The sequence below is a fragment of the bacterium genome (assembly GCA_023230585.1).
Classification (GTDB): domain Bacteria; phylum Ratteibacteria; class UBA8468; order B48-G9; family JAFGKM01; genus JALNXB01.
On sequence record JALNXB010000012.1, the window covers coordinates 17,972 to 40,341 of the forward strand.

General features: G+C 36.3%; 21 protein-coding genes. 12 read left to right on the forward strand and 9 right to left on the reverse strand.

Features of this window, described 5'->3' with window-relative positions; all coding sequences use genetic code 11:
* Positions 1-137 precede the first annotated feature (137 nt).
* The 9 genes from lpxA to M0P98_03925 form a co-directional block, all read right to left on the reverse strand.
* Entirely contained in the window at positions 138-932 is a 795-nt protein-coding gene (lpxA, locus tag M0P98_03885) for an acyl-ACP--UDP-N-acetylglucosamine O-acyltransferase (GenBank protein MCK9266008.1), read from the reverse strand.
* Between the two features lie 24 nt (positions 933-956).
* Entirely contained in the window at positions 957-2,282 is a 1,326-nt protein-coding gene (locus M0P98_03890; protein MCK9266009.1) for a bifunctional UDP-3-O-[3-hydroxymyristoyl] N-acetylglucosamine deacetylase/3-hydroxyacyl-ACP dehydratase, read from the reverse strand.
* The gene (gene lpxD, locus M0P98_03895; GenBank protein ID MCK9266010.1) at positions 2,254-3,321 is read right to left on the reverse strand and encodes a UDP-3-O-(3-hydroxymyristoyl)glucosamine N-acyltransferase; all 1,068 of its coding nucleotides are present in this window, start codon (positions 3,319-3,321) and stop codon (positions 2,254-2,256) included. Before lpxD ends, M0P98_03890 begins: the two co-directional genes overlap by 29 nt.
* 11 nt (positions 3,322-3,332) lie before the next feature.
* A complete protein-coding gene (locus M0P98_03900; GenBank protein ID MCK9266011.1) occupies positions 3,333-3,851 on the reverse strand; it encodes an OmpH family outer membrane protein in 519 nt (172 codons plus the stop codon).
* Between the two features lie 18 nt (positions 3,852-3,869).
* Complete coding sequence (bamA, locus tag M0P98_03905) at positions 3,870-6,122, reverse strand: outer membrane protein assembly factor BamA (GenBank protein ID MCK9266012.1); 2,253 nt, start codon at positions 6,120-6,122, stop codon at positions 3,870-3,872.
* A complete protein-coding gene (locus tag M0P98_03910; protein MCK9266013.1) occupies positions 6,085-8,496 on the reverse strand; it encodes an ATP-dependent Clp protease ATP-binding subunit in 2,412 nt (803 codons plus the stop codon). The genes bamA and M0P98_03910 overlap by 38 nt, the downstream gene beginning before the upstream one ends.
* A 278-nt stretch (positions 8,497-8,774) precedes the next feature.
* Entirely contained in the window at positions 8,775-9,647 is an 873-nt protein-coding gene (gene ilvE / locus M0P98_03915) for a branched-chain-amino-acid transaminase (protein ID MCK9266014.1), read from the reverse strand.
* Between the two features lie 144 nt (positions 9,648-9,791).
* The gene (locus M0P98_03920) at positions 9,792-10,880 is read right to left on the reverse strand and encodes an undecaprenyl/decaprenyl-phosphate alpha-N-acetylglucosaminyl 1-phosphate transferase (protein ID MCK9266015.1); all 1,089 of its coding nucleotides are present in this window, start codon (positions 10,878-10,880) and stop codon (positions 9,792-9,794) included.
* A complete protein-coding gene (locus tag M0P98_03925; GenBank protein MCK9266016.1) occupies positions 10,870-11,148 on the reverse strand; it encodes a hypothetical protein in 279 nt (92 codons plus the stop codon). The genes M0P98_03920 and M0P98_03925 overlap by 11 nt, the downstream gene beginning before the upstream one ends.
* A gap of 99 nt (positions 11,149-11,247) precedes the next feature.
* Here M0P98_03925 and M0P98_03930 point away from each other — a divergent pair, with 99 nt between their 5' ends.
* The 12 genes from M0P98_03930 to M0P98_03985 form a co-directional block, all read left to right on the forward strand.
* Complete coding sequence (locus M0P98_03930) at positions 11,248-12,402, forward strand: Gfo/Idh/MocA family oxidoreductase (GenBank protein MCK9266017.1); 1,155 nt, start codon at positions 11,248-11,250, stop codon at positions 12,400-12,402.
* A 78-nt stretch (positions 12,403-12,480) separates the two neighbouring features.
* Complete coding sequence (locus M0P98_03935) at positions 12,481-13,626, forward strand: Gfo/Idh/MocA family oxidoreductase (GenBank protein MCK9266018.1); 1,146 nt, start codon at positions 12,481-12,483, stop codon at positions 13,624-13,626.
* A gap of 26 nt (positions 13,627-13,652) precedes the next feature.
* Positions 13,653-15,677, forward strand: coding sequence for an elongation factor G (locus tag M0P98_03940; protein ID MCK9266019.1), 2,025 nt, complete (start codon positions 13,653-13,655; stop codon positions 15,675-15,677).
* Between the two features lie 2 nt (positions 15,678-15,679).
* Entirely contained in the window at positions 15,680-16,207 is a 528-nt protein-coding gene (locus M0P98_03945; GenBank protein MCK9266020.1) for a bifunctional nuclease family protein, read from the forward strand.
* Between the two features lie 73 nt (positions 16,208-16,280).
* Positions 16,281-17,033, forward strand: coding sequence for a YebC/PmpR family DNA-binding transcriptional regulator (locus M0P98_03950; protein MCK9266021.1), 753 nt, complete (start codon positions 16,281-16,283; stop codon positions 17,031-17,033).
* 6 nt (positions 17,034-17,039) lie between these two features.
* A complete protein-coding gene (gene ruvC, locus M0P98_03955) occupies positions 17,040-17,537 on the forward strand; it encodes a crossover junction endodeoxyribonuclease RuvC (protein ID MCK9266022.1) in 498 nt (165 codons plus the stop codon).
* Positions 17,515-18,105, forward strand: a complete 591-nt coding sequence (gene ruvA, locus M0P98_03960) for a Holliday junction branch migration protein RuvA (GenBank protein ID MCK9266023.1) — start codon at positions 17,515-17,517, stop codon at positions 18,103-18,105. The genes ruvC and ruvA overlap by 23 nt, the downstream gene beginning before the upstream one ends.
* Before the next feature lie 6 nt (positions 18,106-18,111).
* Positions 18,112-19,131: a Holliday junction branch migration DNA helicase RuvB gene (ruvB, locus tag M0P98_03965; GenBank protein MCK9266024.1), complete on the forward strand. Its 1,020-nt coding sequence runs from the start codon at positions 18,112-18,114 to the stop codon at positions 19,129-19,131.
* Positions 19,132-19,133: 2 nt separating this feature from the next.
* Complete coding sequence (gene lptB, locus M0P98_03970) at positions 19,134-19,850, forward strand: LPS export ABC transporter ATP-binding protein (protein ID MCK9266025.1); 717 nt, start codon at positions 19,134-19,136, stop codon at positions 19,848-19,850.
* 322 nt (positions 19,851-20,172) lie between these two features.
* On the forward strand, positions 20,173-20,835 hold the full coding sequence (locus tag M0P98_03975; protein ID MCK9266026.1) for an isoprenyl transferase: 663 nt from the start codon (positions 20,173-20,175) through the stop codon (positions 20,833-20,835).
* Positions 20,832-22,079, forward strand: coding sequence for a Gfo/Idh/MocA family oxidoreductase (locus tag M0P98_03980; protein ID MCK9266027.1), 1,248 nt, complete (start codon positions 20,832-20,834; stop codon positions 22,077-22,079). Before M0P98_03975 ends, M0P98_03980 begins: the two co-directional genes overlap by 4 nt.
* A 109-nt stretch (positions 22,080-22,188) precedes the next feature.
* Positions 22,189-22,370, forward strand: a 182-nt coding sequence (locus M0P98_03985) for a 1-deoxy-D-xylulose-5-phosphate reductoisomerase (protein ID MCK9266028.1), incomplete at its 3' end; no start/stop codon positions are given.

Sequence of the window (22,370 nt, forward strand, 5' to 3'; positions counted from 1 at the left end):
AGTAGACACAACGTAAAAAACGAGGTTCCGGATCAAGTCCGGAATGACATACAAGGGCAACTACCCCAAACATCCCCTTAGAGGAGAAGCCAAAAAAGGGAGTGAATAGACACCTCATACGCTTTTCTTTTATGTTTTTAACCTTGCCTTTGTTTGTCTTTTGGTCTTGCAATTCCTCTTTCTGCCTGCTTTATAAAGTTGGTAATAGATAAAACTTCTTCGGTCTGCTCCATCTCTTCTATCAGTTTAAGGGCTTCTGAAACATTGTGCCCTGAACGAAACAGGTGTTTATAGATTGTTTCTACTACCTTTATCTGTTCTGATGAAAAACCACGCCTATTTAGCCCAACCTTGTTAACTGCAAATGGTAGGGCTGGGTGTCCGTCTGCCATAACATAGGGAATAATGTCTTTTGTAACTTTGGAACAACCTCCTATGATGGCGTGTTTACCTATTCGGCAAAACTGGTGTATCCCTACTAAACCTCCAATTACAGCAAAATCTTCCACAATCACGTGCCCCGCAAGAGTGCCAACATTAGAAATAATAACATTATTACCTATGTGGCAGTTATGGGCTATATGAACATAAGCCATTAAAAGGTTCTTGTTGCCGATGTAGGTTGTTTCTCCTTCTGCAGTCCCTGAATTTATGGTGATATATTCTCGGATGGTATTTTCAGCCCCTATCTTTATAAAAGTTTTACCGCCCTTATATTTTAAGTCTTGGGTAAGGCTTCCTATAACAGCGCCAGTAAATATTTTACAGTTAGCCCCTATCTCTGTGTAGCCTTGAATAGTAACTGACGAACCTATCTTGCATCCATTATGTAGGGTAACATTATCGCCTATTATAGAAAAAGGACCTACTGTTACATCGTCGCCAATACTGGCTTTACTTGAAACGATAGCAGTAGGATGTATATTAGCCATTTGTGGTTGTTTTGGGTTATATTATCAAGCATCTATTATGGTGCATTTAAAGGAAGCTTCGGTGGCAAGTTTTCCGTTAACATAGGTTTTGCCTCGTAGTTGCCCGATTCTGCTTTTAAGTTTAATAACTTCAACCTCAAGCAATAACTGGTCCCCAGGGCTTACAGCTTTTCTAAATTTTGCATTATCAATGCTCATAAAGTATGCAAGTTTACCTCTATTCTCTTCTTTGCTTAACATAAGCACTCCCCCAACCTGTGCCATTGCTTCTATTATCAATACACCCGGCATAACAGGTTTGTTTGGGAAGTGACCTTCGAAAAACCATTCGTTCATTGTAACATTCTTTATACCTACAGCTTTACTATCTGTTAAATCGATTATTCTGTCGACCAACAGAAAAGGGAACCTGTGAGGAATTATTTTTTCTATCTCTTCTATAGATAAAACATTACTTCTGGCAATTGTTGGAGATGGCGAACCAACACCCCCTAACCTGTCCGTTCTGTTCTGTTCTTGTATTTTTCTGATAAGTTTTGTATTAAGAGCGTGCCCACTTCTTATACCAATAATATGAGCTCGTACGTAGTTAATTAATACTGCAAGGTCTCCTAACAGGTCGTTTATTTTGTGCCTAACTGGTTCATCGGAAAACCTAAACTCATTATCAATTACACTCTTTTCATCGTCTATAACAAGGGTGTTGCTGTAGTCTGACCCTTTGCCAAGCCCCATTTTTCTTAAAGATTCAACTTCATCTTTCAAGCAGAAAGTTCTTGCGGAAGCAATATTTTTCTCGTATATTTCTGGTGTTATTTTGTATGAAGCGTACTGAGATTTGAGAATTGTTTCAGGATAATCTAATGTATAAGAAATCTTCAAGGAATCGTTAGGCAAAGCAATTATATGTGAGCCATTGCTTGATATGTAGATAGGTTCTTTTAAATATAAAACCTCTTTTTCTTTATGTAGGTTTTTAATCCCAGCTTTCTTAAAGATATCTATAAAAGGTTTTGAACTACCGTCTAAGCCGGGGCATTCGTTGCCTTCCATCTCTATAAACAGGTTGTCTATCTCCATTGCATAAAGTGCTGAAAGAAGGTGTTCAATAGTATGTATTTGAAACTGTGAGTTACCAATAGATGTTCTTCTTGGGAACTTAGTGTTGTCAAGAAGGTTGTCTATCCCTGCTTTGACTGGTTCAGAGTTAGGGACATCTGTTCTAAAAAAAATTATTCCAGTATCAACAGGGGCTGGTTTAAAAACCAACCTGCTCGCTTCTCCTGTGTGGAGTCCAATACCTGCTATTTCTGCTGAGTTTTCAAGTGTTTTCTGGGTCATCTTCTCCATATATTTCCTTTAATCTCCTTTCTGTTTTTTCTAGTCTTTCTTCAAGCTTTTTTAGTTTATCTATTAACTCAGGTTGTTTTCGTGAATATGCCTGTAATCGCATATCTTCCCATTTTTCTCTTGCGGGAAAACCTGTGACATGGGTATTTGGCGGAATATTCTTTGTAACTCCTGCCTTAGCCCCTATTATAGAGTTGTCTCCAATTGTTATATGTCCTGTAATACCTGCCTGACCTGCAATAATTACGTTTTTACCAACAGTTGTGCTCCCTGCTACTCCTACCTGAGCAACAACTATTGTGTTGTCGCCTATGCTAACATTATGGGCTATCTGTGCAAGGTTGTCTATCTTGACGCCGTTACCTATGTAGGTTTTATTAAACCTTGCTCTATCAATGGTAACATTTGAACCTATCTCTACATCGTTACCTATTATAACAGTACCTATTTGAGGGATTTTATGGTGAACCCCTTTTACTGTGGCGAATCCAAAACCATCGCCTCCAATTACTGTGCCGGGATGTATAATAACCCTATCTCCAATTGTTACCCGTTCTCTTATAATAACGTGTGGATATATAATGGAATCCTTGCCTATTTTTGTGTAGTGCCCTATATATACAGAAGAACCTACTATAGTGTTATCTCCTAATGTAGAGTTGTCCTCTATGACAGCATAAGGTTGTATTGAGACATCTTTCCCTATTGTTACATTTTTGCCTATAATGGCTGTTGGGTGTATGCCTGGCGAAAAAACGATAGGTTCAGGACCAATAATATTTAACATATTGGCAAAAGCAATAGAAGGGTTTTCCACTTGTATAAGGACTGCTTCTACTGAATTGTTTGTATCGGTAGGAACAAGTATTGCAGAAGCTTTTGTAGATTGTAGCAGAGGCCTATATTTATTGTTTGCTATAAAAGTAAGGTCTCCCTCTTTAGCTTCCTTTATACCTGAAACTCCTGTAATAAAAACTTCTTCGTCTCCTACAACTTGACCTTTAAGTATTTTTGCAATCTCTTTGACCTTCATTTTCATATACTTTTCCACTATTGTTTCGCATTAAGAACCTTAATGATTTCTTCTGTTAAGTCCATACCTGGCTGTCCAAAAAGTACCATTCTTGAATCAAGAATAACAGAAACACCTTTCGCACTACCATATTTGTTTACCTCTTTTCTTATCTCTTCAAGGAGTTTCTCTTCAAGTTCTTGTCTTTTTGTGTCGAGTTGTTTATTTGTAGTTTCCGCGAGAGAAAAATATTCTTTAACTTTTCCTTTTAGTTCTTCTTCTTTTTTTGCTTTCTCGGTTGGTTTAAGAATATCTTTTTTCTGTTCAAATTCTGCTTGCATACAAGTAATATCTTCTTTACATTGGTCAATTTTTTTCTTCTCGGCTTCAATCTCTTGCTTAAAATTAGCTTCAGCTGTTTGAGCTTTTTTGTAGCCAGCAAAAACCTGTCTTATATCTACATAACCTATATTTGCTGTTTGAGCTACAAGGTTACCACATAAAAGAATAACTGATGCTAATATCATAAATACAACAAACCTAATATTCTTTACCATAATGCCTCCGTTGGTAATTTAAAAACCAAAACTCATCCCCACGTGCCATCTACCATTATCATCAGTGGGTTTTTTGTCTAAAGCTATTCCGTAGTATATTTCAATTGGGGCGTTCAATATGGGTACAACAAACTTAATCCCAGCTCCAGCTCCTTTGCGTAAATCGCTAAAGTCTCCAAAACTGTCCCATACATTACCTATATCGCAGAAAAATACTCCTTTAAGTGTATCCTGATATATAGGATACACCAATTCAAAGTTTTGCGCAAATAAAGCTTTACCTCCCACTGGTTCATCGGTTGTTGGGTCTTTTGGTCCAATGCTTCTCTCTTTGTAACCTCTAACTGTTCCAATACCACCACCAAAAAACCGCTCATAAATAGGGATATCTTCTGATTTTTTTGTCTCCTCTATAAAACCAGCATAAGTTCTGCTACGGAAAGTAAAGTTTTTTATAGGGTAGTAAAAATCGTTTTCTAATACAGCTTTCGTAAAGTTAATATCTCCCTGTAAAGGTCCACCTGCCGATTCAAGTGAGATTTTTGCAAGGTTCCCTTTGGAAGGCGCTCTTCGTCTATCGAGAGAACTGTGTGTTAGTGTAGCCGTTAAACTGTTTTTTCTATTCTTTCCCTCTTGTGACACAATGGAGGGGATTCGTGCAACATTTACATCGTAAAGGTCTATGGCTTCTGTTTTAAGGTTAAACCCGAGAGATAGGTTCTCCCATTTTCTACCTGCTCTCAAAGCCAATCCTTTCCTCTCTTCGGTATAATCTCGCCATTCTCTTTTTGTTCCGTATATATCAAAACCAGCCCATATAGGTTTATCAAGAAAGTAAGGTTCAGTAAAACTTAACCTGTAATTCTTTGCTTCTGTACCAAATTCAAAAGATAGTTGGAGGTCTTGACCGCCACCTTGGAAAGACCAAGGGTTGGATATATCAAAATTTGATTGTTGTACACTTATCATACCTATAAGATTATCTACACTACTATACCCGCCTCCAATAAGAAATACGCCTGTCTTATCTCTTTCTATAACATCAACAACAACGTTGGCAATATCTTGTTGTTCTGTAAATTCTGGGTATATGTTAATCTTTTCAAAATAGTTTAGGTCATAAAGGTTGTTAAAACTTTTAAGTATATCAGAAGAGGTTATTGTGTTGGAAGGTTCAACCTTCAATTCTCGTCTTATGACTTTATCTTTTGTTTTTGTGTTACCAACGATTTTAATTTCTCCAGCTTTATATATATTGCCCGGTTCAATAAAGTAGGTGATATTCATTACATCTGGTTTATCAGATGGTAAAGGTATTTCTGTGATTTTAGATGCAATGTAACCTTTGTTTAGGTAAAATTCGGACAACTTTTTTTGGTTCTTTTCAAGGAGAGACCTGTTTAAGGGCGCTCCTTCTGTTTTTAATTCAAGTTGGTTAATTAAGGTTTCTTCTTCAGCGTACAGGGTACCTTTAAACCCAATATTCCCAAGAAAATACCGTTTGTCTGTATCAATATTAAGTTTTAAAATAAGTCCACCTTTCTCGTGTTCAAGAAACTCGTAGTTTACTTCGGCATCAAGAAAACCTGAGTTCATATAAAGGTTGGTAATATTGTAAATATCTTGTTCAAGAATATCCGTCTTAAAAGTACCTTTTTTGAAAGGCATAAACCTTTCTTTTGTTTTCATCAATTTTCTTATTTTGGTAGGAGTGAAAAAAATGTTTTCATCAAAAGATATTTTTCTTATATAGGGTTTGGTTCCTTCTTTGATGTTTATGGTTATCAAGACTTCTTCTTTGAGTGGGCTTGCATCTCCTTCGGTTTTAGTAAAGGTAAACCCTTTATCTTTATATTTCTCTTCTATTTTGTCAAGAGAGGTTTTTAACTTTATCTCATTATAAATATCACCTTTTTTGATATCTATAAACCCTTTAAGTTTTTTTGCTGAAAAGACCTTGTTACCTACAAACTTAATATCGCTTATGGTAGGGTTCTCTTCGAGGTATATTTTTATAACTATTTCTTCTTCTGTTTTTTCGCTTTCTTGGTACCTGACCTTTTTGAAAAACCCAGTTTCTATAAGTTTTGCAATATCGTTATCCATCACATCTTTTCTATATTGCAAGCCTGGTTTTGTCTGAAGGTATGATCTGACAACCTGTTCACTTAATCTTTTATTGCCATATATTTCAATGTTTTTAATTGTTTGAGCAGACAAAAGATATGGTGTACTAAATAGAAGTAAGAGTAGGAGAATCAGTTTTCTCATCAATTTCAGCTCCTTGTTTTTTTGACATTTTAAAAGTTAGGTTTCCTTTTTTTACACCAACAGAGATATTTAAGTTTTGAGGTTCTTCTTGTTGCAGAATGATTTCTGAAAGAGTATCTTCGATATATTTTGAAATAGCTCTTTTAAGAGGTCTTGCCCCAAACTCTTTATTGGTTCCTTTCTCAAGAAGGAACTGTCTTGCTTTAGCAGAAACAGAAACATATATCCCTATATCTTTCAGTCTGTCCAAAACCTGTGATAACTCAAGGTCAATAATATTCAAAAGATTTTCGGTTGTTAAAGAATTAAAGACAACCATCTCGTCTATTCTGTTTATGAATTCTGGTTGAAAAGTTTTTTTAACCTGCTCTTCAATAAGTTCTTTAAGTTTTGTTTGAGAACTCTCGTCTTTTTGAGTGCTAAAACCTATAGTAGCACGGTTTTTAAAAAGTTGTGTGCCCAAGTTTGATGTCATAATAAGTACGGTGTTGTGAAACATTACAAATCTACCAAAACTATCTGTAAGACGTCCGTCTTCAAGTACCTGTAAAAGTAGATTGAAGACTTCAGGATGAGCTTTTTCTATCTCATCAAAAAGAACTACGCTATAAGGTCTTCTTCTGATTTTTTCTGTAAGTTGTCCGCCTTCATCGTACCCAACATATCCTGGAGGAGCGCCAATTAGCCGACTTATAGAAAACTTTTCCATATATTCAGACATATCTATTTGTACAAGGGCTTGTTCATCTCCAAATAGAAATTTTGCCAAGGCTTTACCGAGAAGCGTTTTACCAACTCCTGTGGGTCCAAGGAAAAGAAAACTACCAATAGGTTTCCTCTTTTCTTTTAAGCCCGCTCTCGAACGTCTTATGGCTCTGCTTATTGCTGATACAGCGGGTTCTTGACCTATTACAATCTGGTTTAAGGTGTTTTCCATTTCAAGTAATTTCTCTTTCTCTTCTTTGCATATCTGAGATACTGGTATACCTGTCCATTGAGATACTACATCTGATATATCTTCACTGGTTATTATCTTCTGTTCTTCTAAGTTGAGGTCTTGCCAGTCTTGAGGGTCTTTGGGGAAAGAGGGTGGTACTGTTTCAAAAGCTCCTTTTGCACTCTTTTTTTTATCTAATTTGAGCCTTTTTCTGCTAGCAGCTTCGTCTATCAAGTCGATAGCCTTATCTGGAAGAAACCTTCCTGTGATATATCTATCGCTAAGTTTTGCTGCTGCAAAAATAGCAGAATCCGAAATTTTCAATTTATGGTGGAGTTCGTACTTCTCTTTAAGTCCTCTCAATATATCAATAGTCTCTTTTTCGTTTGGAGGGTTTACCATTATAGGTTGAAACCGTCTTTCTAAAGCACCATCTTTTTCTATATATTTACGGTACTCATCTAAAGTGGTAGCGCCTATACATTGCATCTCTCCACGAGATAGTACTGGTTTTAAAATGTTGGATGCGTCAATAGCGCCTTCAGCACCACCCGCTCCGACAAGTGTGTGTATTTCATCAATAAAAATTATAATGTTCCTTGAAGTTTTTATCTCATCTATAACAGATTTAACTCTCTGTTCAAATTCGCCTCTATATTTTGTTCCAGCAACCATAGAAGAGAGGTCAAGCATAATGAGTTTTTTGTCTTTCAGAATTTCTGGAGCCTTATTAGAGACTATCTGTTCAGCTAAACCTTCAACTATAGCTGTTTTTCCAACACCAGGTTCTCCAAGTAGTACAGGGTTATTCTTTTTTCTGCGGCATAAAATCTGTATCATCCTTTCTATTTCCATCTCTCTGCCAATAACAGGGTCAAGTTTACCTTCTTGTGCAAGTTTTGTTAAATCTCTACCAAAAACATCTATAGCAGCAGGTCTTGTTTTTTGGAATTGTGATGGAGTAATGATTGGTTTGTTATAATTTTGCCATTTTTGTGGCTGTTGAGTTTGTATCAGGTCATCTAAAAGTTGTTTAGCGTTGCTGTGGGTTATGCCCATAGCTTTCAAAATTTTTGAAGGGAGAGTATCTTCTTGAGAAATAATTGCCAGAAGAATATGTTCTGTGCCAATATAGGCGTGCCCGTGAAGTTGAGCTTCTTTAACTGCTAATTTAAGAACCAGTTGAGACTTTGAACTAAGAGGAATATCTCCTATGTTTACAGGGAAGCCTAACTTCATATTTTTTTCTAAATCATATTTTAGAGTTCTAACATTTACTCCTAAATGGGTAAGTATAGCCACACCCTTGCCTTTGCCTTCTACAAGCATTGCAAGTAGAATATGCTCTGGGTCTATCTTGTTATTCCCAAATTTTAAAGCTTCTTTTCTGGCAAGAGTAAGTAATTCTTTTAAACGTTTTGTGAACCTTTCAAACATTAACATTGCTCCTTTCTTCTTTCTTTTCTCCGTTACCCCCAAGAGAAGAGGTTTGGGGTGTGGGGCTTTTAATTTCTACTCCACCATTCTCCTTGCTCCAACGAAGTTGTGAGGTAGACTATCTACTCTAAAACGGTATTTGCTGAAGGCTACCTCTCATAGTTCTTCATAAATTAAAAATGGTATAACAGTTTACCATAATTTATGGCTTTTTAACAATTTCTTTTATTGCATAAGTTGTGAATTGACACCAAATACCTTTGTAATATAACTACGCTTTACTCATATATGGGAACCCCTTCTGTTTGGGTCATTAATTGGAATGCGGTCAGTATTGTTTTTGTTATTTCGCCCGGTTTACCGTTCCCTATTATTCTGTTATCTAATGATATTACAGGGATAATCTCAGCGGCTGTTCCTGATAAAAAAGATTCGTCTGCGTTGAAAATATCGTATCGAGTTAGGTTAATCTCTTTAAATTCAATTTCCAGTCTTATGCATATCTCTTTTATTGCTTCTCTTGTTACGCCGTAAAGTACCCCAGCAGACGCTGGTGGAGTATAAACTGTTTTGTCTTTAACTATAAAAATATTATCGCCTGAACACTCGCTAACAAAACCTTCTTGATTTAACATTACTGCTTCCATAACTCCAGCGTTGTTTGCTTCTATTTTTGCCATTATATTGTTCAGGTAGTTGAGAGATTTGATAGCAGGATTTATTGATTCTGTAAGGTTTCTTCTTGTTGGTACTGTAATTATTGCCAAACCTTGTTCATATAAAGATTCAGGGTATAGGCTTATTTCGTTTGCTATAATTATTAAAGTGGGAATTTTGCATTTGCGAGGGTCTAAACCGAGGTCGCCAACACCTCTAGTTACTATCAGTCGTATGTATCCGTTTTTGAGTTTGTTTGCTCTGACTGTCTGAATGGTTGCGTTTTTCATATCGTAAAAATTTAGTGGAACCTCAAGCATTATTGCTTTTGCAGAGTAGAATAGTCTCTCGATATGTTCATCAAGCCGAAAAATCTTCCCATTATAAATTCTAATTCCTTCAAATATTCCATCACCATATAATAACCCGTGGTCAAAAACAGATACTTTTGCTTCTTCTTTCTCTACCAATTTACCATTTAAGTATATAAGCATATTCCAACTTCTCCTTTACCCCATATTTTTAGTTAGGGGGTTTAATTGAAATTATACAGTTGTAATTACTTGCCTCTTTTATTTGAAAAGTTTTAAAGAATTGTTATGAGGTTTTAGTATTTGATGTTTTGTAATGCTTTAATATTATGAGTTTTTAATTCGTTCCTCTTTCTTCTTCCCAACAAATTCTAATATACCTGTTAAACTAATAATAATAAAGACCTGAATAATAACCAGTATTCCACCAAAAGTGTTTAAATTGCTCAATAACAGGGAGCCAATACCTGTGCATATAGTTAGTAGATATATAAATAAGACAGCCTGTTTTTGAGACATACCTATATTGACCAACCTATGTGAAAAATGGTTCTTGTCTGCTTTGAATATAGGTAGTTTCCGTTTTGTTCTTATCCAGATAACCGAAGTGGTATCAAAGAAAAGTATTGAAAAAATTATAAGAGGTGCAAAAAATGGTAGAAAAGTCTGGTGTTTCTCGTATCTGTAAAATGTCATCAGGATAGAAATGGTTGCAAGAAAAAAACCTATAAAACTGCTTCCACATTCGCCCATAAAAATTTTTGCAGGAGGTAGGTTATACTTTAAAAATCCAACTATGCTACCAAGAAAAGCTGCAAGTATGGTGGCTATAAAAAGTTGGTTCATTTGTAAAGCAAATATAAAGAGTATTGAACCAGTAATGAAAGCAACTCCTGTGCTTAATCCGTCCATATTATCCATAAGGTTAAAACTATTCATTATTAGGACAAACCAGCCAATAGTCAAGACAAAAGAATGAAAAAGGGTAGGTAAGAATAGAGATATACGCATACCCTCCATAAAGACTATGATTGCAACAATTGTTTGTAAAATTAGTTTCTGGAAAGGTTTTACGCCTTTAATGTCATCTATAAGACCAAAAGCAACTACCAGAAAACCTCCTGTTAAAATGACTGCAAGTTTTTTTGATGTATGCGAAATTCCAGGTGAATGAACCAGTAAATAACCAGGCATTAGTTGTAGTTTGGCAAGAAAAAGGCCTATCAATATTGTTAAAGCGAAAGAAAAATATATACCAAGACCTCCAAGTAGAGGAATAGGTTGTTTGTGGACTTTCCTCGAAGAGGGCATATCTATTATGCCTGTTTTTTTTGCTACAACTCCAGCTAACTTGGTAAAAATTAAGGATAAGATTCCACTTGTAAAGAAAACAAGAATGTATATTTTAGTCCACATAACTATATTTTTCTTCTAAAGTTTTGTTAAAATGGTTTATAGGTTGGTCTTTCTTTTGAGCAGAAGAAAGAGCAAGAAGTTTGTAAAATATAACCAATAAAATAATTAAGACTATAAAAAAGATAATCGGAACAAGAAGATTTCTACCTGTAAAAATCTTCTCTTCTTCATATTTTGCGTTATAGTAATTTTCCACTATTTCGGCAATTTCGCTCGGGGATTTCCCTTTTAAAAGGATTTTTAACTCGTCTGGCTCTTTATTTTCCATTTTTCCTATCTTTTCTTGACCAATAAGTCAATATATTATATTATAAATAAGGTCAACAATCAAAAGAAAAATTAAGTTTGTTTTTATTAAGGAGGAATAATGGAAAAAGTCAGAATTGGTGTTATAGGTGTTGGGGGTATGGGGGGAGGACACTGTCACAGAGCAAAATTGTTGCAGGATGAAAATAAACAGGTGGAACTAGCTTGTGTATGCGATATTAATGAAGAGGTAGCAAAAGAGAGAGCAGAAAAGTTTCAGACAAAATATTTCTTGAATTATAAAGAACTTATAGATAGCGGTCTATGTGATGCTGTTGTTGTTGCGACTCCTCACTGGGTGCACCCAGAAATTAGTGTGTACGCTTTTGAAAAAGGGTTACACGTGCTGTGCGAAAAACCTATTGCTGTAACTGTTAGTGGAGCAGATGAGATTATTGAGGCAGCAAAAAAGAGTGGTAAAGTTTTTTCGGTTAACTACCAGAGAAGGTTGCAAGGGCTTACCCTTAAACTGAAAGAGATTGTTGAGAGTGGAGAGTTGGGAGAGATACATAGAACATTGTGTGTGGACCCGTGGCAAAGAACTCAGTCATACTATGATAGTGGGACTTGGAGAGCTACATGGGTTGGAGAAGGTGGTGGTGTGTTATGTAATCAGGCGCCTCATACAATAGATATGTTTACACATATAGGTGGTATGCCTATTAAGATTCAGGCTCAAGCAAGAGCGAAGTTCCATAGAATAGAAGTTGAAGATGAAGTGCAGGCATCATTGGAATATGAAAACGGTGCTTGGGGTTGTTATTATACTTCTACCTGTGAATCTGAAGGTCCGCTTCATATGGAGTTTGTAGGAGATAAAGGGAAACTTGTTGTTAGAGGGACTGATGTTATGTTGAGTAAAAATTCTCAACCTTTAAGAGAGTATATTCTTAGTGCCGATAAGATGTGGGATAAGATGGTAGTTACACATGAATCTGTTGAATTGGTACCAGATATAGATAAAACTATAATGGAAAATTTTAGGGACGCAATCCTGAAAGGCGAAAAACGGCTTACACCCGGAGAAAAGGGTATCAACGCAGTAGAATTTTTTAATGCTTGCATAATGTCTGCTAAACTTGATAAACCAGTTAATATTCCTGTTCCAAGAAAAGAGTACGATGAACTTATGGAAGAGTTGAAAAAAACATCAAAGGAAAAAACAGGAGTTAAAGAGCAGAGAGTTACCGACCCTAAACTTCAGAATTTACCTTAAAAATATTCTATTGTAGGTTAAGGTTTTAAGTTTGTATTAAATTTTCCTATTTTTAAAATAGTGTGTGGAGATTTTTTTATGAGAAAAATAAGAATTGGAGTTATTGGTATGGGCGGTATGGGATACGCCCACTGTAAAGATGTTATTGCTCTTGAACAGACTGAGTTGACTTGTATATCCAGCAGAGATAAAGAAGTTGTTAATAAAAATGCTCAGGAGTTTGGAGTAAAACCTTTTACAGATTATAAAGAGATGATAACCAGCGGTTTATGTGATGCTGTCATTATTGCTACACCTCACTGGACTCATCCTGAAATAAGCGTGTATGCTTTTGAAAACGGGTTACATGTGCTTGCGGAAAAGCCTATCGCTGTTACTGTGGCAGATGCTGACAGAATGATTAAGTCAGCAAAAGATAACAACAAAATCTTTTCAATGATGATGCAAAGACGGGCAGAACCGAGAGTGAAAAAAGCATTAGAATTGGTTAAAAAAGGGTATATTGGGGAAATAGTGAGAACCTTGTGTATAGATTCTTGGTTTAGAACTCAAGCTTATTATAACAGTAATATATGGCGTGCTACTTGGAAGGGCGAGGGGGCTGGTGTTCTTGTTAATCAAGCGCCCCATATGATAGACGTTTTTCTGTTGTTAGGAGGTCTGCCTATAGAAATAGAAACTAAAACAAGGACAGCATATCACGATATAGAGGTTGAAAACGAGGTACACGCTCTCCTGGGGTATAAAAATGGTGCTTGTGGGTACTACTATGTTTCTACTTTGGAACCTATAGAGGGGCACCATATTGAAATATGTGGAGAAAAGGGGAAACTTGTATTGGATTCTCAAAACTTGAAATTTTATAAATACGAAAAATCGATACCCGAAAGTATCGTTTCTGCGGAAGATATGTGGGAGACTTTAAAATATGAAGAGGTAGATATATCTCTTGATACAGACGCTATGAAAGGGCATATTGAAGTAATTAGAAATTTTGCTGATTCAATACTTAATGGTGAGGAGTTAATCACGCCTGGGGAAGAAGGGCTTTATTCAGTGGAATTTTATAATGCTTGTATCCTTTCTTGGAAAAAAAATAAATCTGTAAAACTACCTATAGATAGAGAAGAATATAATCTTTTGATAGATGGACTTGTTAAAACATCTAAACCTAAAAAGAATGTTAAGATACAGAGGGCAACAGACCCAAAATATAGAAAATGAGATAAAAATGTTGAATCGGAGGAAAAATGAGTAAGATTTATAATGTAGGGCTTTTTGGGAATAACCACGTTGGGAAAACACTCCTTGCCGAAACGATTCTTTATAAAACTGGTATGATAGATAGGATTGGCGAGATATCTCAAGGAAACACTATTTTTGACTTTGATGCTGAAGAGATAAGTCGTCAAATGAGTTTAAACTTGGGGTTCGGGTATGTGAAGAAAGGCGATGCAATGATATATATTTTGGATGCTCCAGGATATATGGATTTTATCGGAGAACAGGTATGTGGTATAGAATCCTCAGATATTGGTATTCTTGTTGTAGGCGCTGATGAAGGTATTACTCCTTCTACTGAAAAACAGTGGGAACTTATTACTAAAAAAGGGATGCCTGCAGCGTTGTTTATTAATCGGATGGATCTGCCTGAGGTCGAGTTTAATAAGGTATGGGAAGAGATGGAATCTTTTTTTGGGAAAAAATTGCTTCTTGTGAACTATCCTTTAAAAGAAGGTTCTTCTTTAAAGGGAGTTGCTAACTTGTTGGGCGCAAAAGTAGGCGAAAACCCTGATTTTGACCCGTATGTTCAGGCGTCAATGGATGTTATAGCAGAGTTGGATGATACTCTTATGGAAAAATATCTTGAAGGTGTTGAAATATCAGCCGACGAGATGGCAGAACATATTAAAAAAGGGTTTAAGGAAGGAAGTATTATACCTGTTTTAACTGGTTCTGTTACTCAACAGGTAGGAGTTCAAGAGTTGGTAGATTTTATCCTGCAATATATGCCATCATCAGAAGAGATGTTGCCTTTTAAAGCTGTGAATGCTAAAGAGGAAGAACAGGAGTTTACAAGAACACCAGACCAACCTTTGATAGGGTTGGTTGCAAAAACTATATTTGACCCTTTCGCTGGTAAAATATCATACCTAAGGGTCTGTTCTGGTAGACTTAAAAGTAATTCTCAGTTTTTAAATGTTACCAAAGGACAGAAAGAGAGAGTTGGGCAACTTTTAAGGATACAAGGTAAAAAACAAGAACCCGTTGACGAAGCACTGCCCGGAGAGGTAGTTGGAGTTGCAAAACTTTCTGAATCCCAAGCTTTAGATGCTTTCTGTGACCCAAACGCTTCGTGGGCTTTAAATCTTTCTAAAATGCCTGAGGGGGCAGTTTCGTACTCTATCAGACCCAAAATTAAAGGAACGGAAGACAAACTTGGAAACGCTCTCAATAGGATTGTTGAGGAAGATAAGACGATTAATGTTTTTAGAGATGAAGAAACAGGTGAAACTATAGTTTCAGGTATGGGAGATACCCATATAGATATTGCTATAAATAAATTTAGGACAAAGTTTGGTGTTGAAGTTGAAAAAGGTATACCAAAAATAGCCTATAAAGAAACAATAGTTTCTCATTCTGGTCCTGCTGAAGGTAAGTTTAAGAGACAGTCCGGCGGTAAAGGACAGTATGGACACTGTTTTATAGAGATAGAGCCCCTCGAGAGAGGTGCTGGGTTTGAGTTTGTTGACGCAATAGTTGGGGGTGCTATACCGAGAAACTTTATACCTTCAGTTGAAAAAGGTATAAAAGAAAGTTTAAAAAAAGGAATTCTTGCAGGCTACCCTATAGTTGATATAAAGGTTAAACTTTATGATGGAACTTACCATACCGTTGATTCTTCTGATATAGCATTTCAGGTAGCTGGTTCTCTGGCTTTACAGAAAGGGTTTATGCAGGCGAACCCTATTTTGCTTGAGCCAATAGTTAATGTTGATATAAGCGTTTCTCAAGAATTGATAGGTGATGTTATTGGAACGGTCAACTCTAAGCGCGGTAAGGTGCTTGATATGGGTTCTTCAGGTAAACGTCAGGTTATAAAGGCACAAGTACCTTTAGCTGAAATGGCAAACTATACAAACGAGTTGAGGTCTATAACAAGCGGTACTGGTACATATACAATGGTATTTTCACATTATGAGGTTGTACCTGCACATATTGCACAAAAAATAATAGACGAAAGAAAAAAAGAAAAAGAGGCAAAGGAAAGCTGAATATGGAGAAAGTTTCAATAGAAGGAGTTGCTCTTGACCTTGTGAACAATTCTTCTGTTCTTATCCTTAAAGGGGAGAAGGGAAAGTTTTTACCTATTGCTATAAGAATATTAGAAGCTCAATCAATCTTAATTGCTCTTGAGAATGCCTCCTTTTTTAGACCTCTTACCCACGATTTAATTAAAAATATTATAGAATCTCTTTCTGCCAAACTGTTAAGGTTGGAGATACATTCTCTTAAAAAAGGTGTTTACTATGCACATCTGGTTATTTCAAAAGACGGTAATATTATCAATGTTGATTGTCGGCCAAGTGATGGAATCGCAATTTCACTGAGGCTAAATGCGGATATAATGGTTTCAGATAATCTTCTTGAAAAGATGGATATTATCAAAGAAGGTAAGGATGTTAAGTTTTTTAAGACTAATCTGTCAGATAAACCTATTAGCGAAGAAGAAGCAAAAAAACTTAGGAAAATGATAGATGATATGAGTGCAAAAGAGTTTTGGAAAGAGTTGGGTAAAGATTAATAACCGTCATTTTTAATATAAAATGGCGAGTTATTGTTAATATAATAAGATATTAGAAGTAAAAGGAGGAAATATGTCTGGACATTCTAAGTGGCACAGTATCAAGCATAAAAAAATGGCTACTGATGCTAAAAGAGGTAAAATGTTTACCAAGTTTATAAGGGAAATAATGATGGCTGCAAAGACAGGAGGCGGTAATCCTGATACAAACCCTCGGTTGCGTCTTGCTGTTGAAAGAGCAAAAGGGTTTAATATGCCTAACGATAATATACAGAGAGCCATCAAAAAAGGGTCTGGAGAAGACGGTGGAGTAATAATTGAACAGGTTACTTACGAAGGATATGGACCTGGTGGAGTTGCTCTTTTTGTTGAGGTTTTAACTGATAATAAGAATAGAAGCGCTTCTGAGATAAGGTCTATCTTTTCTAAACATAATGGAAACCTTGGAGGTTCTGGTAGTGTTGCTTGGATATTCGAGAGGAAAGGTATGATTAATATAGGAAAAGATAAGGTGCCTGAGGATGAACTAATGGAGATAGTACTTGAAGCAGGTGCTGAAGATATGGTTCTGGAAGATGATATATTTGAAATAACTACTCTACCCGAAAATTTTGAAGCAGTTAAGAACGCTTTGGCTGAAAAAAATATTGAAGTTACGGATGCTATTGTCAGTTTTGTTCCTAAAAATACTGTTAAAGTTGAAGGTAAAACAGCTGAACAGGTGCTAAAACTTCTTGAAACACTTGAAGACCACGATGATGTTCAGGGCGCTTATGCAAATTTTGATATATCTGATGAAATCCTTGAATCAATGCAATCTGAATAGGTTAAGATGAAAATATTGGGTATCGACCCTGGTGTAAATAAAATAGGTTACGGGTTTATAGAAAAGAAGAGTAGTAGAGAAAAAGAGACGGTTTTGTGTACAGGAACAATTACGCCTCCAATAAAGGAAAAATATAGTACAAAACTCAAACTTATTTTAGAACAGTTTGACAACTTATTGGAAGAACTACAACCCAATGTGATTGCTATTGAAGAGATTTATCTTGGTAAAAATGTTCAGATTACACTTAAAATAGGGCAGATTACTGGGGTTCTTGTTGGAGCAGCTTTAAGGAACGGGATTCCTTTTGAACTTCTGCCTGCAAGAGAAGTAAAACAAAATATTACAGGTTCTGGGGCAGCAACCAAAGAGCAAGTTCGTTTTATGCTGGAACATATTACAGGGTATAAAAATTTTAATGGATTAGACGAGAGCGACGCTGTTGCGGTTGCTGTTTCCTATCTTATAAATAAAAAAGAAAATGATTTATTACATTTGCGGTAAACTAATTTTTAAGTCTCCAGCAAGGGTTGTAGTAGATAATAATGGTATAGGTTACTCGTTGAACGTTTCTATAGAAACCTCTCAATCTATTGGAGAAGAAGGAAGCGAAGTGAAACTTTTTTCTTTTCTTCAAACAAAAGACGATGAGGTGCAGTTGTATGGATTTGCTTCTATAGAGGAGAAAGAAGGGTTTAAACTTCTTATTACTGTCCCTAATATTGGCCCTAAGATGGCTCTAAGAATCCTTTCTGGTATGAATATCAACCAATTGTATAACGCTATTATTGCTGAAGATACAGCCTTTTTTACAGGTATTCCTGGGATAGGTAAAAAGACAGGTGAACGTATTATTGTTGAGTTGAAACATCGTGTTGAGAAACTTGATATTCCACAGGAAAAACAGTTTGTTGATAATAGAGAGGTTTTTGCGAGTGCCGTTGAAGCACTAACTGTGCTTGGTTATAAAAGAAAAGAAGCAGTATCTTCTGTCAGCAAAATAATGAAGGAGAATGTTGGAATTTCAAGTATTGAAGAAATAATTAAAGAAGCCCTCAAAAGGAATAATTGATAAATAATGGACGAGAAAATAACCTCTCCAGTTGCTGGAGGAGAAGATTCAAATTATGATAATGCTTTGAGACCTAAGGGATTTTCAGATTTTGTTGGGCAAGATAAAGTAAAAGATAATCTGGAAGTTTTTATTAAAGCTGCAAAAGAAAGAAAAGAAGTCCTTGACCACGTATTGTTTTATGGTCCGCCTGGTATCGGCAAAACAACCCTTTCATATATTATAGCCAACGAGATGGGCGTTACTGTTAAAGCAACCTCTGGTCCTGTTATAGAAAAAGCAGGGGATTTAGCTGGAATACTTACCAACCTTGAGTTCGGAGATATTCTATTTATTGATGAGATACATAGGTTGCCTCGAACTATTGAAGAGTACCTTTATAGCGGGATGGAAGATTTTTGTATAGATATAATGATTGGGGAAGGACCAAAAGCTAAATCTGTAAAGATACCTATAAAAAACTTTACACTTGTGGGCGCAACTACAAGAGTTGGGTTAATTACTTCTCCTTTAAGAAACAGGTTTGGAATTATTCATCGTCTTGACTATTATTCATCTGAAGAACTTGTGAAAATAATCAGTAGGTCCGCAAACCTTCTAAAGGTTAGTATTACTGAAGAAGGTGCACAAGAAATTGCTAAAAGGGCAAGAGGTACTCCAAGAGTTGCTAATAGGTTATTAAGAAGGATTAGAGATTATGCGCAGGTGAAAGGTAGTGGGGTTGTAGATAAGGATATTTCAGTTCTTGCTCTCGATAAGATGGATGTTGACGAAGAAGGTCTGGATGAGATGGATAAAAAAGTATTGGAAGTCCTTATACTGAAATTTGCAGGTGGCCCTGTTGGGTTGAAAAGTCTTTCCATAGCAGTTGGAGAAGAGTCGGACACTATTGAAGAGGTTTATGAGAGTTTTCTTGTTAGGAAAGGTTTTTTAAAAAGAACACCCCAAGGACGTGTTGCTACGGAGTTTGCCTACAAACATATGGGTTTAGAAGTAGGCGGAGAAAACGTGGAGAAACTTTTTTAACAATGCTTAAAGCTATAAACCTTCAAAAAGCTTTTGGGAAAACTGTTGCTGTTAAAGATATTTCTTTGCAGGTATCTCAAGGAGAGATAGTTGGTCTGCTTGGACCTAACGGGGCAGGAAAAACGACAACCTTTGAGATGTTGCTTGGTTTTATGCGTCAAGATAAAGGTTCTATAATTCTGGATAAAGAAGATATTTCTTGGCTACCCGTTTGGAGAAGAGCTCGTGCTGGGATGTTATATTTGCCTCAAGAGATAGCTCTTTTTAATAAACTTTCGGTAGAAGATAATATTCGTATCATACTTGAAGAGTATTATAAAGATAAAAAAAAAATAGATGATATTATAAAGATGTACCTTGATAAGGTTGGTCTTTATCAATTACGAAAACATATTGCTGGTACTCTATCTGGTGGAGAAAAAAGAAGGTTAGAGATAGGAAGAAGTTTAACTCTTCAGCCAAAATTTTTTCTTTTGGATGAACCTTTCTCGGGGATAGACCCTAAAACAGTATCTGAACTGCAAGATACAATAGTTGAACTTAAAAATCAAGGTATCGGTATACTGTTGACAGACCATAACGTTAGAGATACTCTCGGTATTACAGATAGGGCTTACCTTATTTATGATGGGAAGATACTTGTTGAGGGAACATCAAAAGATATTCTTGAGCATCCTGATTCAAGGAAGGTTTATCTTGGGGATAAGTTTGAGATGTAATGCGCATCTCATTTTTTTATTGGTGCAATAGTTATATCCTAAGATTGAAAAAATCCCTCAGAAAGCATTCGGGCTAAGATCCGCCGAAGCTTGCATTTTAGCGTAGGTGGAGGGGCTTTCTGCTGACTAAGGGAAAAAGAGTAGCAGAGGGATAAAATGGGGGACTTCCTCTATATGTCATTCCGGACTTGATCCGGAATTTCGCTTTTGCCTTCTATCCCTTGGGGGGGGGGGCAAAAAGAGGTTAACAAAAACATAAAAGGAACTGGGTGTGCATAACAATAATGATGTTAGAATAGTTCCTGTCCATATTGCTATTATTATGGACGGTAACGGAAGATGGGCAGAAAAGAGAAAATTACCACGTATAATGGGTCATAGAGAAGGTTTGGAGACGGTTAGGCGAGTAATTACAACAGCCGATGATGAAGGTGTTAGGTTTCTTACGTTATACTCTTTTTCTACTGAAAACTGGAGAAGGCCCGAGGAGGAGGTCCGTTTTCTTTTTACGTTAATGGAGCAGAATTTACGTAAAGAAAGTGTTGAACTCAACAAAAAAAATGTCCGAGTAAGGTTTATTGGGCAAAGGGACCAGTTGCCTGAGTTTTTACAAAAAAGTATGTCTGATATTGAAAATCTTACCTTAAAAAATGACGGGCTTACACTTATATTGGCTATAAACTACGGAGGTCGTCAAGAGGTAACGTCTGCAGTAAAAAGAATATTAGCAGAAGGTTGTGCCGAGAAAGATGTTAATGAGGAACTTATAGAAAAATATCTTGATACCTCTGATATACCCGACCCTGACTTAATTATAAGAACCTCAGGCGAAGAAAGGCTCAGTAATTTTCTTTTGTGGCAATCTGCTTATAGTGAACTATATTTTACAAAGGTATTATGGCCGGATTTTTCAAAAGAAGATTTTCTTGAGGCTCTCTCTTCATATCAGAAACGTAAAAGAAAATTTGGGGGGATACTGAGATGAGAACAAATAAAGAATATGGAAATAAAATTAGGTTTGGGGTTGTGGGGTTGTTGGGGTATTCAAGAAGCCATATAGGTCAGATACTTATGGCACAAAACGCTGGTGAACCTGTTGAGTTGACTGCAGTTGTGGCTTATATGAGAGAAAAAAACGAAAAATTGGCTACTGAACTTGAAGAAAAAGGGGTTAAACTTGTTTCTGATTATGATAAACTTCTTGAGATGAAAAATGATATTGACTGTATAACCTTGCCTGTTGGAATACCTCTACATACTTCTATGGGTATAAAAGCGCTTGAGGCAGGGTTTCCTGTGTACCTTGAAAAACCTGTATCTGGTGCTATACAAGACGCAGATGCTCTTGCGTTATCTGAAAAAAAGTCTGGCAAAAAACTTTTTATTGGTTACCAACTCTGTTTTAAAGAAGTAACCTGGGAACTAAAAAAAATGTTGGCATCAGGCGATATCGGTACAATAAAAAAGATAGTTGTTGTAGCAGAATGGCCTCGCACAAAAGCATATTTTAACCGTAATGCTTGGGCAGGAAAACTCTCTATTAACAATACCATAGTCCTTGATTCTCCTTTAAATAACGCTTGTGCCCATTATATAAATCTGCCACTTTTTCTTGTAGGCAAAGAGATGGAATTGAGTGGCGTACCTATTTCTGTTGAATCAGAACTTTATAGAGCTAACGATATTGAATCAACAGACACTTTATCTATCAGAATTAAAACAGAAGAAGGGGTTGAGATTGTCTGGATAGCATCTCACGCCTGCGAAAAAGGTATTGGACCAAAGTTTAGGATAGAAGGAAGCAAGAAAACAGTAAATGCGGATTTTGCTACAAAAGAAAAAACTTGGTATGAAGGGGCTTCTGGTGAAGGAGAAATATTTCTTGAAGATAAATGGGGACCTTTGAACCCTTTTGTGAGTGTGGCTAAGTGGTTACAAGGTGATAAAGAGATTCCGGTGTGTGATTTAAAGATAGCTCGTGCTCAAACTGTGGTTGTTAACGGTGCACACCAAGCGCCAATAGTTGATATCCCCAAAAAATATGTAAAAGAAATATCACAAAATGATGGGGATATTCTTGTTGCGGTAGATGGTATGAACCAACTTTTGGATAAATGTTACCAAGAAGGTGTTCTTATTTCGGAGACATCTTTTGTTGAATGGAGCCAAAAACCAACTGTTGCAGATGTTAGGGGTTTAAAGTTTTTTAAATTGCCGAATACAGAATAATTGTTAAAAACGAGAGTTACCCCATTCCGTCTTTGCGAGCGCCTCTTAGCGTGGTAATCCCGCCGAAGGCGGAAAAGGAATGGGGGTAAACAATAATAAGGTACTCTTTATGAAAAACATTATAGTTCTTGGTAGTACTGGCACAGTAGGTAAAAACGTTCTTGAAGTAGTCAAAGAACGGGCTTCTGAATGGAAAGTTTTAGGCATTGCTTGCCGTAACAATAAAGATATGTTTGCTGAACAGATACAAGAGTTCAAGCCAGAATTTGCTTATATTCAAGATATAGATAA